The organism is Enterobacter sp. SCRI0065, assembly GCF_059766475.1.
The window spans coordinates 22,374-33,958 of the sequence record NZ_JCBAJB010000016.1 but is presented as its reverse complement, the minus strand read 5'-3'; the positions used below and the strand labels follow the sequence as shown (position 1 = coordinate 33,958).

Here is an 11,585-nt window from a genome sequence, read left to right as displayed (position 1 = left end):
AGTAAACCGGGGCATTAAACCGGGAGTTGTAGAAGTCTTCGGTGGAGCGGTAGTTCAGTCGGTTAGAATACCTGCCTGTCACGCAGGGGGTCGCGGGTTCGAGTCCCGTCCGTTCCGCCACTTATTAAGAGCCCTGAGCTAACGCTCAGGGCTTTTTTTATGCTTATCATAATATTATTGCTTTAGACGCAAAAATCCTCTGCTATATTCGATCTTTTTTCATAAAACATCATCGGTAATACTTCTCTGTAGATAACAAACACCATGTATAGAGAGGAATTCAATGACCATCCCTGCATTTGGCCTCGGCACTTTTCGCCTGAAGAATGATATCGTCATCGCATCTGTAAAAACCGCTTTAGAGTTAGGCTATCGCACCATCGATACAGCACAAATATACGACAACGAAGCCGCTGTAGGTCAAGCGATTGAAGAAAGCGCGATACCACGTACCGAGCTATTCATCACCACGAAGATCTGGATTGAAAACCTCAGCAAAGAAAAGTTGATCCCAAGCCTAAAGGAGAGCCTGAGGAAGCTGCGTACCGACTACGTGGATCTGGCTTTAATCCACTGGCCGTCGCCGGGAGATACCGTTCCTGTTGAGGAGTTCATGCAGGCGTTACTGGAAGCAAAAAAAGAAGGGCTAACGCGGGAAATTGGCATTTCCAACTTCACTATCCCACTGATGGAAAGAGCTATTGCTTCAGTGGGTGCGGAAAATATTGCAACCAATCAGGTTGAACTGTCTCCATACCTGCAAAATCGTAAAGTAGTTGACTGGGCAAAAGAGCATGGAATTCATATCACGTCATACATGACGCTGGCTTATGGTAAGGCCCTAAAAGACGCAGTGATTATGCGTATTGCGGATAAATACAAAGCAACTGCTGCGCAGGTTATCCTGGCATGGGCAATAGGTGAGGGTTATGCAGTGATCCCGTCATCGACCAAACGCGAAAATCTGGCGAGCAATATGTTGGCATTGAATCTCAAACTGGACGACGAAGACAAAAAAGCGATCGCCAAACTGGAGTGTAACGATCGCCTGGTTAGCCCAGAGGGTTTAGCTCCAGACTGGGATTGATTGCCTTCCTCTTACAGCTCCCGCGGGAGCTGTTTAATATGCTCGCTAAGAAAATCAATAAAGGCGCGAATACGCGTGCTCACCGCTCGGTCGCTGTAATAGACCGCACTGAATGGCATCTCTACAGGCAGACGCTTAGCAACCATCAACTCGATAAGCTCACCTTTCGCTAATTCCTTATTAATCATATAGTCAGACAAACAAGCAATACCGTTTCCGCTTAGACACAGCTGCTTAAGTGTCTCTCCACTATTAGAGGATAGCCCACTAGTTATCTCGTGAAGTTGGCCATCACTGCAGGCAATTGGCCAGGTGTTAAGCGATACCGGTTCTGTAAAACCCAGGCAAATATGATCTTTAAGATCATCTATCGTCTCCGGTTTTCCAAAGCGTTCAATATAATCTGGCGCGGCGATAATTTTCCTGTAACTGGTGAAAAGCGGACGTGCGCGCAGGCTAGAATCCGTCAGCGTACCGGCGCGAATAGCCACGTCGACCTTACGTTCAATCAGATTGATAAAGGTTTCAGACGAGACAAGCGAAAGCGTCATTTCCGGGTAACGTTCACGAAAAGGTTTAATGAGTGGCATCAGAAAATGCAAAACAACCGGTGTAGCGGCATCAATTCGTAATAGCCCACGCGGCGTGCTGCGCGTCTCCATGATCTCCGTCTCTGCTGCGGCCATCTCCTGCAAGATTGACTGCACACGGCGGAAGTAACGCTCACCTTCTTCCGTCAGGCTCAATTGTCGCGTAGTTCGGTTGAGTAAACTGACCCCAAGCTTCATTTCGAGTTTTTTGACCGATCGGCTTATCGCTGAATTTGCCTGACCTAATTGCTCCGCAGCACGGCTAAAACTGCCACTTTCTACGACGGCTACGAAGGTTGTTAGCTCTTCCGACGTTGCTTTCATTATTACACCACCTGCAAAATTCTGGATGTATTTTGATGATTTTTGTTATTTAAGCATTGTGAATAGTTCATGTCATCAATAATCCGGAAGCCAAAGACGTCAAAGTCGTTCAAATTTACCGGCCTTGTGGAGCTGGGATAAGTTGTAGTAAGTGCTTGCTTACAAAACTGGAAACAGGTTTCTCAGTAATTGCGTTGAAAGTGTGAGCTAAAGTCCCTATAACAGTAGAACCAGTATGATTTACGGCTGGTTCTACTGCTACAGAGGTCGTTTCCAAAAGTGCGAAAAAATACCTATGCCATGCGCTACATTGCCGGACAGCCAGCGGAGCGAATTTTGCCTCCGGGTTCGTTTGCAAGCCTCGGTCAGGCATTACCTGCTGGTACGCCGTTAAGTAGTGATGAAAAGATCCGGGTGTTGGTATGGAACATCTTTAAGCAACAGCGTGCTGAATGGTTATCGGTACTGAAGAATTTCGGTAAAGATGCTCACCTGGTCCTGTTGCAGGAGGCACAAACGACACCTGAGCTGGTGAGATTTGCCACGACTAACTACCTGGCAGCCGATCAGGTTCCGGCATTTGTCTTACCGCAGCATCCCTCTGGGGTCATGACGCTCTCGGCAGCGCATCCGGTATACTGCTGTCCACTTCGTGAACGTGAACCCATTCTGCGATTAGCCAAATCTGCACTCGTCACCGTCTATCCTTTGCCGGATACGCGGTTGCTGATGGTAGTAAACGTTCACGCCGTAAACTTTAGCCTGGGCGTGGATGTATATAGTAAGCAATTACTTCCGATTGGCGATCAGATTGCGCACCACAGTGGGCCAATCATCATGGCGGGGGACTTCAACGCCTGGAGCCGTCCGCGCATGAATGCGCTTTATCGCTTTGCGCGCGAAATGTCGCTGCGTGAAGTCCGTTTTACCGATGACCAACGACGCAAAGCGTTTGGTCGCCCTCTCGATTTTGTCTTCTATCGTGGTCTGAACGTACATGAAGCTTCCGTACTGGTGACGCGAGCTTCCGACCACAATCCTCTACTAGTCGAATTCAGTCCCGGCAAGCCTGATAAATAGTGGTGTGTCAGGTCTGCCGTGGGGCAGGCCTATGTAGGTACTGCCCTTTATTTCAATCAACCAAAGGACAGTACGATGACAACACACTCCCATCATGACAACGTTGAAAAACAATTTGGCTCCCAGGCGAAGGCCTACTTAACCAGCGCCGTGCATGCTTCTGGTCGCGATCTTGACCGTCTGAGTAAGCGTCTGGAGGCATTTCCGCAGGCGCATGTTCTGGATTTGGGATGCGGTGCGGGGCATGCGAGCTTTGTCGCAGCACAGCAGGTTGATCAGGTGACGGCCTATGACTTATCCAGCCAAATGCTTGAGGTTGTTAGTCATGCGGCCAGAGAAAAAGGACTGAACAACGTCACGACCCGACAGGGCTATGCCGAATCGTTGCCATTTGCTGATGAATCCTTTGATGTCGTAATCAGCCGTTACTCTGCCCATCATTGGCATGATGTCGGCCAGGCCTTGCGGGATGTCAAACGCGTGCTCAAACCAGGCGGGATTTTCATCATCATGGATATCATGTCGCCAGGACACCCGGTACGAGATGTTTGGTTGCAGACAGTCGAAGCGCTGCGCGATACCTCGCATGTCCGCAACTATTCCAGTGGGGAGTGGTTCTCGTTGATCGCCGAGGCAGGATTGATTGCACGGTCATTGACCACCGATCGTTTGCCGCTGGAATTCAGTTCGTGGATCGCGCGTATGCGTACGCCAGATATATTAAGCCAGGCGATTAGGATGTACCAGGAGAGTGCCTCAGCGGAAGTGAAGTCATATTTCGAAGTACAGGCGGATGGATCATTCACCAGCGATACGATCCTGGCTGAAGCGCAAAAAGCAGCATGATCAAAAAAGGCACCGAGGGAATCGGTGCCTTTTTAACAGATGGATTGTGCTATCAAGAATCTGGCGTAGCGCTGTTCTTCACAAACAGCGTCAGCTGGTCGCCTGGTTGCAGATTGCCGGTATCATCGTTCCAGCGCATGACATCTTTGATGTTAACGCCATGAGTCTTCGCAATACTGGACAGTGAATCACCTTTACGTACGCGATAAGTAATACTATCGCTGTTACGGGCAAGACGCTGCGCGCTGCTACCTGCACCTACAGTCAGATTTTGACCTACTTTCAGATTCGAACTACGCAGATTATTCCACTGCTGCAGATCTTTAGCATTCACACCGAGGCGTGATGCAATACCTGAAAGCGTATCACCTGAACGAACCTTATAGCTACGGCTGCTAACGGATGAGACGTCTGCAATCAGCGTAGACTGAACGGCAGCGATTTCACCCGAGGCCAGGGACTCTCGTAACTGTTCTGCATGCTTCTGCGGAACCAGCACGTACTGAGGCCCATTGGCACCCAGCGTTGAGCCCTTAACGCCTGCATTAAAGGTCTTGAGCTTCTTAACAGGAATACCCGTCATATCAGCAACCTGTTTCATCTCTACAGGGCTACTGAGGCTTACTCTCGCTAGTGCTCGACTTTCGTCGGACGACGGCAGTTGTACGCCATAACGTTTGCTGTTTTTGAGAATATCGCTCAAAGCTAGCATTTTTGGTACGTAAAGCTTGGTTTCCTGTGGCAGTGAGAGCGACCAAAAATCTGTGGATTTCCCACGCGCTTTATTCGCTTTCATTGCCTTCAGTACACGACCTTCGCCGCTATTATACGCTGCGACAGTTAACAACCAGTCGCCGTCAAACATCTTGTTCAGACGTTGCATCATGTCGAGAGCGGCAGTCGTCGAAGCGACTACATCACGACGCGCATCGTAGCTGCGAGTCTGTTTCAATCCATAATTGCGCCCAGTGCTCGGAATGATCTGCCAAATGCCTGCGGCATTGGCACCAGACGTCGCGTGCGGGTCAAAAGCGCTCTCCACTATGGGTAGTAGTACCAGTTCCATAGGCATGTTACGTTTCTTAACTTGCCCTGCTATCCAGTACATATACGGCTCTGCCCGTAAAGTTACATCGTGGAGATAGCTCTTATTTCTTAAATACTTCTGTTTCTGATCGCGAATCCGGTTGTTTTCCGGAATTCCCATCTTCAGCTCGTCACTTATAGAGGCCCACAAGTCTTGATCCTGCGCGAATGACGTCCCATCGTCCATCCATCGCGCCTGACTTATAAACTTCCCTGCTTCCCCTTGACCAGCTGCAGAAAGGCTCTGTGCGTGCTGTTGAACATTGCCAGCGTTTTGAGACGACTGGCACCCAACAAGCAGGACAGAGGCGAGTAATATCGCTTTTGCCTTCATGTGTGTGTCAATAGTTGCTTAAAAGACGAGCGATGATAACGGCGAATTTTTGAAAAGGCAACCCGCAATTGTCAGAAGTTATCTTTCTTTGACCTTAACCATGCAAAACGTTGCTCAGGTTGTTGCAACTTTGTTTCTTGGTTAATTTTATCAATTAAATCAATATCATTAACTCTTAAGAATAAATTTATTTTGCGCTCATTTTTCAGAATAACGGGCAGTGTTTTTTGTTTTTTTACCCGTAACTCATTCACTTTATGGTAATAATCATTTATTGCGGGATCCTCCGGGAGGATACTCTTAGCAAACTTCATATTTGCTAATGTGTATTCATGCGCACAACAAATGATCGTCTCCTCTGGTAACGCGTTAATCTTCTGGAATGACTGATACATCTGCTCTGCTGTGCCCTCAAAGAGTCTGCCGCATCCGCCAGAGAAAAGCGTGTCACCACAAAAAAGATAAGGGAAACTGAAGAAACAAATATGTCCTGAAGTGTGACCCGGTGTAGCAAATACAGAAAAATCCCACTTAAGTATGAGGATATTTTCGCCCTCTTTGACTACTTGCGTGGTCCCCTTGTTTTGTGTCTCGGCGGGGCCATATACCTTCAATTCAGGGAATCTGGCACGCAGAGCAGGAACGCCACCCACGTGATCGTTGTGATGATGAGTGAGGAGAATCGCCTCTGGCTGCCAGCCATTTTCATCAATAGCCTTCATAATCGGTGCCGCTTCACCAGGGTCGACGATAATACAGCGACGCTCACCGTCGACTAAAACCCAGATGTAATTGTCCTGAAATGCGGGAATACTGATAAGATTCATAAATTACCTCTCAAAGCGAAGCGGGTGTTTGATGAAACCGGCAAGGATACCTCAGATTGTCTCGGCACCGGAACATTGGGCAGAACTGCCTAAAGGTGAATACTTTCGTGCAGCGCTTGAACAGCAGCTTAAGCCATGGTTCGCCAAAATGTATGGTTTTCACCTGCTTAAAATTGGCAATCTGAGTGCGGAAATCAACACCGAGAGCTGTGCTATCTCTCATCAGGTCAACGTCTCGCTTGGGGGGCAGCCGATACAGGTCAAAGCCGATCCCTTGCATTTGCCGTTTGCTGAAAAGTCGGTTGATGCTTGCCTGCTGGCAAACACGCTTCCCTGGTGTAGCGATCCGCACCGCCTGTTGCGTGAGGCCGACCGTGTATTGATCGATGATGGCTGGCTCATTCTGAGCGGCTTCAATCCGATGAGCCTGATGGGCCTAAGGAAACTGGTACCGGTCATTCGCCGTAAACCGCCGTATAACAGTCGCATGTTTACGTTCACGCGCCAGCTGGACTGGCTCTCATTATTGAATTTTGAGGTGATGTATCACAGCGGTTTTCAGGTCATCCCCTGGACGCAACAAGGCGGGAAAATGCTCACTACGCATTTTCCGGCATTAGGCTGTATGCAGCTGATTGTGGCGCGTAAGCGGACTATTCCCCTAACGCTCAATCCTATGAAGCAGAGTAAAGCAAAATCCCCGATTCGCCAGGCTGTTGGCGCGACACGTCACTTTCGCGAGCCGCGAGATTAAGATTCCGGCTTATAACCGACATCATCCTGGGTGGGACTCATTGCGGCGTTACGCGCCAGTTCATCGCAGCGTTCGTTTTCAGGATGTCCAGAGTGACCCTTCACCCATTCCCAGCTGATTTGATGTTGGCTTAACGCCGCATCCAGCCGCTGCCAAAGGTCGACATTCTTGACGGGTTTTTTCTCTGCCGTTTTCCATCCCCGCTTCTTCCAGTTATGGATCCACTGAGTGATTCCCTGGCGTACATACTGACTGTCGGTGCTGAGCACAACGTCGCAATGTTCTTTTAATGCTTCCAGAGCCACAATGGCCGCCATCAACTCCATGCGGTTGTTGGTGGTCAGGCGATAGCCCTCGCTGAACAATTTTTCGTGTTGGCGATAACGTACAATGGCACCATAACCGCCAGGTCCAGGGTTGCCGAGGCACGATCCATCGGTGAAAATTTCTACCTGTTTACGCATCTCTGGTAGACTTCCTTTAATTTGAAACGACAAGTATTCGACAAGTCTGACATAAATGACCGATATGAGCACTGCAATTACACGACAGATCGTCCTTGATACCGAAACCACCGGTATGAATCAGATCGGCGCGCACTATGAAGGGCACAAGATCATTGAGATCGGTGCTGTCGAAGTGATCAATCGCCGCCTGACTGGCAATAACTTCCACGTTTACCTCAAGCCCGATCGGCTGGTGGATCCGGAAGCGTTTGGCGTTCACGGTATTGCGGATGAGTTTCTGATAGACAAGCCGACCTTTGCGGAGGTCGCCGATGAATTCATGGAGTACATCAGTGGCGCTGAGCTGGTCATCCATAACGCTTCGTTTGATATCGGCTTTATGGACTACGAGTTCAGCAAGCTGAATCGCGGCATTCCGAAAACGAATACCTTTTGTAAAGTGACCGATAGCCTGGCGCTGGCGAGGAAGATGTTCCCCGGCAAGCGTAACAGCCTCGATGCACTTTGCTCTCGTTATGAAATAGACAACACTAAACGTACGCTGCACGGCGCACTGCTCGATGCCCAGATTCTGGCCGATGTTTATCTGACCATGACCGGTGGACAAACTTCCATGGCATTCAGTTCAGAAAACGACGCCCAGCAGCAGGGAAGTACCGGAATTCAGCGCGTAGTACGTCAAGCCAATCGTCTGCGGGTGATTTTAGCCAGCGATGAAGAGCTGCTTAACCACGAATCGCGTCTTGATTTGGTTCAGAAGAAGGGCGGGAGCTGCCTGTGGCGAGCCTAGATCATCGGGTCACGCTGATTAATGCAGCGCATGGGTGAAATTTGCAGCAAATGATTCAAATATTGAGAAAAAGCGTTGACGAGATCAAAGGCTAACCTTAATATTCGCATCGTTCCCAAGGGAACACAGTGGAGCGGTAGTTCAGTCGGTTAGAATACCTGCCTGTCACGCAGGGGGTCGCGGGTTCGAGTCCCGTCCGTTCCGCCACATTAGAAAGCCTGAATCAGAAATGATTCAGGCTTTCGTCATTTCAGCCCTCGCTTCTTTCTTATCTTACCTCCGTAATTAGTTAACAAAAACTTAATGTCAATAGTGCAATTAATTAACAATTGTTCGTTTATGGTGCATCCATTGCCCTTTTATTGTGCAATTTTGTTAATTAATTCTTTCCTAATCATTTCCCTATGTAACATTTCTGTAAAAATAATCCTCTCTTAATCATCGACTTACTTATGGTTTCTCAGAAAATTCCTGAACCAATGTCTAATTGGTTCAGGAATTGCTTAATCATTAGGGCAATAAGTATTTGTCTATATCAATAACTTATTGTTAATAAAAATAAAGTAATGATGACAGCAGGCGAACCAATATGGAAAAACCGTCACGGTTTCTGGCAAATTCCAGTACCGCGCTTGAGCAGTTGCGCGGTCTTATCCACCAGCATGAGTCAACACCAGGCAATCCGCTGCCCACTGAACGTGAGTTAGCGGAAACACTCGGCGTAGGACGACGTGAAGTTCGTCGTGCGCTGGACGTGCTGGAGGAGGAGGGGCGTATCTGGCGCAAGCAGGGCAAAGGGACCTTCATTGGTCCCGCTGCGCCTGTTGAACCGCTGGCCCTTCAGGGTCTGGTTCAGCAAACCAATTTGCTGGAAGTCATGGAGGCTCGTCTACAGCTCGAACCCGGCTTAGCCCGGCTTGCGGCACTGCGTGCCACCAGGGAAAACCTCGCGCTGATGCAGCGTATGCTGGAACGCATCAATAAGGTCAGCCCGGATGACCGCGACCTCAACGAACTCTGGGATAGCGCTTTTCACCGCGCGATTGCCGAGGCTGCCGGTAATCGCCTGATGCTCGGATTATTCGATGCCATTGACGCCGTCAGGCGCGACCCCGGCTGGCAACATCTACGTGAGCTGGCGCGAACGCCCGAACGCGTCGATCACTACAACGATCATCACGACAAAATCATGATGGCGATAATCAATCGCCAGCCTAACGAAGCCGCCGCCGCTATGCGCGAGCATCTGCTCACCCTGCAAACCGCCCTGATTCAGGCCATCAACCTTGAGGATGATTCCCTGCTATGACGACGATCCCTTTTAAGGAAGCCGCGCCGGTCCTTCGCCTGCACAATCTTAACGTGAAGTTCGCCGGATCGCCGGTCAGTGTGCTCGATGGTATTTCATTGACCGTCCAGGCGGGAGAGACGCTGGCGCTGGTGGGCGAATCTGGCTGCGGCAAAAGTATCACCTCCCTGGCACTGATGGGGCTCCTGCCAGCCAGCGCACAAATTGTGAGTGGCGACATGCAGTTCCGCCGCCACGATCTGCGCAAGCTCTCACCACGAGAGTATGCCGATCTCCGGGGGAACGAGCTGGCCATGATTTTTCAGGAGCCGATGACCTCACTCAATCCGGCCTTTACCCTCGGTGACCAGCTCAGTGAAGCCGTTATCCGCCATCAAAAGATGTCGCGCACCGAGGCAATGGCCGTTGCGCGACAAATCCTTGAAAAAGTCCAAATTCCTGCGCCAGAAATGCGCCTGAAATCTTACCCGCATCAGCTCTCCGGGGGCATGCGCCAGCGCGTTATGATCGCCATGGCGCTCATTAACCACCCGCGTCTGCTGATTGCTGACGAACCGACAACCGCGCTCGACGTGACTATTCAGGCGCAAATTCTGTCACTTCTCAACACCCTTAAAGCTGAGACCGGTACTGCCGTACTGATGATCACTCACGATCTCGGCGTCGTGGCGGAAGTGGCTCAGCAGGTGGCGGTGATGTATGCCGGCCAGGTGGTCGAGCAGGGGAGCGTCGAGGCGATATTTGCCGACCCACAGCATCCTTACACTATCGGTCTGATGGGATCCATTCCGTCGCTGGGCGCGCGGAAAGGTCAGCTTTCGACCATCCCTGGCTCAGTGCCACTGCCTGAGTCCATGCCCAAAGGGTGTCGTTTCGCGACCCGCTGTCCCTTTGCGCTGACGCGTTGCCATGATGAAAAACCGCCGCTCACCACACCTGGAACAGGCCATCAGGTTGCCTGTTTCCGCGTACCGCTTGAGCAACACATCGCGCTGGGAGAAATCGCATGACCATACCTATTCTTGAAGCGCGCGACCTGAGCAAACATTTTCCAGGTCCTAAAAAGCTCTTTTCTCCCGCCCGTTTTGTCACCGCCGTCGACAGAGTATCGCTCTCGGTCATGCCCGGCGAAACGCTGGCGATCGTTGGCGAGTCCGGCTCTGGCAAATCGACACTTGGACGATTGCTGCTGCGTCTGTTAGCGGCTACCGAAGGGCGTGTGTTTTACCAGGGCGAGGAGATCACGCAGGCCTCTGGCTCTCGCCTGAACCAGCTGCGTCGTGAGCTGCAAATCATCTTTCAGGATCCGTTTGCCTCGCTGAACCCGCGCATGACGGTGGAACAAATCGTCGGTGAACCGCTGTGGCTCCATCAGAATATGAAAAAAGCCGACCGCCAGTACCGCGTCGCGGAGCTGTTAAAAACCGTCGGTCTTCCTGCCGCCTGGGCCGGGCGTTACCCGCACGAGTTTTCCGGTGGGCAACGTCAGCGTATCGGAATTGCCCGCGCGCTGGCCTCCGGGCCAAAACTGCTGCTGGGCGATGAACCGGTTTCAGCGCTGGATGTTTCCGTTCAGGCGCAGGTGGTGAACCTGCTGGAAAGCCTGAAGCACCAGTTAGGGCTGACGATGGTGATCGTTGCTCACGGCCTGGCGGTGATTCGCCATATGAGCGACCGCGTGGCGGTGATGTATCTCGGGCAAATTGTCGAGCTGGCGACCGTCGATGAAATATTTGACGCTCCGCTACATCCGTACACTCAGGCACTGATTGCCTCCGCGCCGCAAATGCAGCCGGGCGCGCAGCGCGATGCGCCATTGCTACAAGGCGATCTGCCCAATCCGGCAAACCCACCCACCGGGTGCCGTTTTCACACCCGCTGTCCTTACGTCACGGATGAATGCCGCCAGGTAGAACCCATTGATCAGGTTCTGGAAGGCGGACGTCAGGTCGCCTGCCATCGCTGGCAGGAGATCAACCGCGATCGCAGTGTTATCCAGATAGCACCGCCATCCGCAGCATTTTTGCGCCGCCGCGCGCTGTTTGAACATGCGGCAACTCTCTCGTCTCTTCCTGCAAGGAACTCATGATA

General features: G+C 51.0%; 11 protein-coding genes, 2 tRNA genes and 1 pseudogene. 10 read left to right on the top strand and 4 right to left on the bottom strand.

Annotated elements, in window-relative coordinates; translation table 11 throughout:
• The first annotated feature begins 43 nt into the window (after nt 1-43).
• Together AC6EMZ_RS22495 and dkgB are read left to right on the top strand one after the other, a co-directional pair.
• Nucleotides 44-120 (top strand) — tRNA-Asp (locus AC6EMZ_RS22495).
• A gap of 163 nt (nt 121-283) precedes the next feature.
• Nucleotides 284-1,087, top strand: coding sequence for a 2,5-didehydrogluconate reductase DkgB (dkgB, locus tag AC6EMZ_RS22490; protein WP_498405059.1), 804 nt, complete (start codon nt 284-286; stop codon nt 1,085-1,087).
• Here dkgB and yafC read toward each other — a convergent pair.
• Nucleotides 1,067-2,001, bottom strand: a pseudogene (gene yafC / locus AC6EMZ_RS22485) (DNA-binding transcriptional regulator YafC). The gene dkgB and the pseudogene yafC overlap by 21 nt on opposite strands.
• Before the next feature lie 279 nt (nt 2,002-2,280).
• Between yafC and AC6EMZ_RS22480 the strand changes: the two are divergent.
• Complete coding sequence (locus tag AC6EMZ_RS22480) at nt 2,281-3,081, top strand: endonuclease/exonuclease/phosphatase family protein (protein WP_498405057.1); 801 nt, start codon at nt 2,281-2,283, stop codon at nt 3,079-3,081.
• Nucleotides 3,082-3,156: 75 nt separating this feature from the next.
• Complete coding sequence (locus AC6EMZ_RS22475; RefSeq protein ID WP_498405056.1) at nt 3,157-3,927, top strand: class I SAM-dependent methyltransferase; 771 nt, start codon at nt 3,157-3,159, stop codon at nt 3,925-3,927.
• Between the two features lie 52 nt (nt 3,928-3,979).
• Here the strand turns inward: AC6EMZ_RS22475 and mltD are convergent, their stop codons facing one another.
• The gene (gene mltD / locus AC6EMZ_RS22470) at nt 3,980-5,347 is read right to left on the bottom strand and encodes a murein transglycosylase D (protein WP_498405055.1); all 1,368 of its coding nucleotides are present in this window, start codon (nt 5,345-5,347) and stop codon (nt 3,980-3,982) included.
• 71 nt (nt 5,348-5,418) lie between these two features.
• Nucleotides 5,419-6,174 (bottom strand): hydroxyacylglutathione hydrolase, encoded by a 756-nt coding sequence (gene gloB, locus AC6EMZ_RS22465; protein ID WP_498405054.1) that lies wholly within the window; start codon nt 6,172-6,174, stop codon nt 5,419-5,421.
• Nucleotides 6,175-6,205: 31 nt separating this feature from the next.
• On the opposite strand from gloB, the gene AC6EMZ_RS22460 reads away from it, so the two are divergent.
• A complete protein-coding gene (locus AC6EMZ_RS22460) occupies nt 6,206-6,928 on the top strand; it encodes a class I SAM-dependent methyltransferase (protein ID WP_498405052.1) in 723 nt (240 codons plus the stop codon).
• Here the strand turns inward: AC6EMZ_RS22460 and rnhA are convergent.
• Entirely contained in the window at nt 6,925-7,392 is a 468-nt protein-coding gene (gene rnhA, locus AC6EMZ_RS22455) for a ribonuclease HI (RefSeq protein ID WP_498405051.1), read from the bottom strand. The two genes, AC6EMZ_RS22460 and rnhA, sit on opposite strands and share 4 nt — an antisense overlap.
• Nucleotides 7,393-7,456: 64 nt before the next feature.
• Between rnhA and dnaQ the strand changes: the two genes are divergently transcribed.
• The 5 genes from dnaQ (at nt 7,457) to AC6EMZ_RS22430 (ending at nt 11,583) form a co-directional block, all read left to right on the top strand.
• Nucleotides 7,457-8,185, top strand: coding sequence for a DNA polymerase III subunit epsilon (gene dnaQ, locus AC6EMZ_RS22450; protein WP_498405050.1), 729 nt, complete (start codon nt 7,457-7,459; stop codon nt 8,183-8,185).
• A gap of 130 nt (nt 8,186-8,315) precedes the next feature.
• Nucleotides 8,316-8,392, top strand: a tRNA-Asp gene (locus tag AC6EMZ_RS22445).
• A 382-nt stretch (nt 8,393-8,774) separates the two neighbouring features.
• Nucleotides 8,775-9,494 (top strand): FadR/GntR family transcriptional regulator, encoded by a 720-nt coding sequence (locus AC6EMZ_RS22440; RefSeq protein ID WP_498405048.1) that lies wholly within the window; start codon nt 8,775-8,777, stop codon nt 9,492-9,494.
• On the top strand, nt 9,491-10,504 hold the full coding sequence (locus AC6EMZ_RS22435) for an ABC transporter ATP-binding protein (RefSeq protein WP_498405047.1): 1,014 nt from the start codon (nt 9,491-9,493) through the stop codon (nt 10,502-10,504). Before AC6EMZ_RS22440 ends, AC6EMZ_RS22435 begins: the two co-directional genes overlap by 4 nt.
• Nucleotides 10,501-11,583, top strand: a complete 1,083-nt coding sequence (locus tag AC6EMZ_RS22430) for an ABC transporter ATP-binding protein (protein WP_498405046.1) — start codon at nt 10,501-10,503, stop codon at nt 11,581-11,583. The genes AC6EMZ_RS22435 and AC6EMZ_RS22430 overlap by 4 nt, the downstream gene beginning before the upstream one ends.
• The last annotated feature ends 2 nt before the right edge of the window (nt 11,584-11,585 follow it).

Bases quoted from the DNA above. Each gene is read 5' to 3' on its own strand.
- dkgB (WP_498405059.1), top strand. From the start codon at position 284: ATGACCATCCCTGCATTTGGCCTCGGCACTTTTCGCCTGAAGAATGAT.
- AC6EMZ_RS22475 (WP_498405056.1), top strand. From the start codon at position 3,157: ATGACAACACACTCCCATCATGACAACGTTGAAAAACAATTTGGCTCC.
- mltD (WP_498405055.1), bottom strand. From the start codon at position 5,347: ATGAAGGCAAAAGCGATATTACTCGCCTCTGTCCTGCTTGTTGGGTGC.
- gloB (WP_498405054.1), bottom strand. From the start codon at position 6,174: ATGAATCTTATCAGTATTCCCGCATTTCAGGACAATTACATCTGGGTT.
- AC6EMZ_RS22460 (WP_498405052.1), top strand. From the start codon at position 6,206: ATGAAACCGGCAAGGATACCTCAGATTGTCTCGGCACCGGAACATTGG.
- rnhA (WP_498405051.1), bottom strand. From the start codon at position 7,392: ATGCGTAAACAGGTAGAAATTTTCACCGATGGATCGTGCCTCGGCAAC.
- dnaQ (WP_498405050.1), top strand. From the start codon at position 7,457: ATGAGCACTGCAATTACACGACAGATCGTCCTTGATACCGAAACCACC.
- AC6EMZ_RS22440 (WP_498405048.1), top strand. From the start codon at position 8,775: ATGGAAAAACCGTCACGGTTTCTGGCAAATTCCAGTACCGCGCTTGAG.
- AC6EMZ_RS22435 (WP_498405047.1), top strand. From the start codon at position 9,491: ATGACGACGATCCCTTTTAAGGAAGCCGCGCCGGTCCTTCGCCTGCAC.
- AC6EMZ_RS22430 (WP_498405046.1), top strand. From the start codon at position 10,501: ATGACCATACCTATTCTTGAAGCGCGCGACCTGAGCAAACATTTTCCA.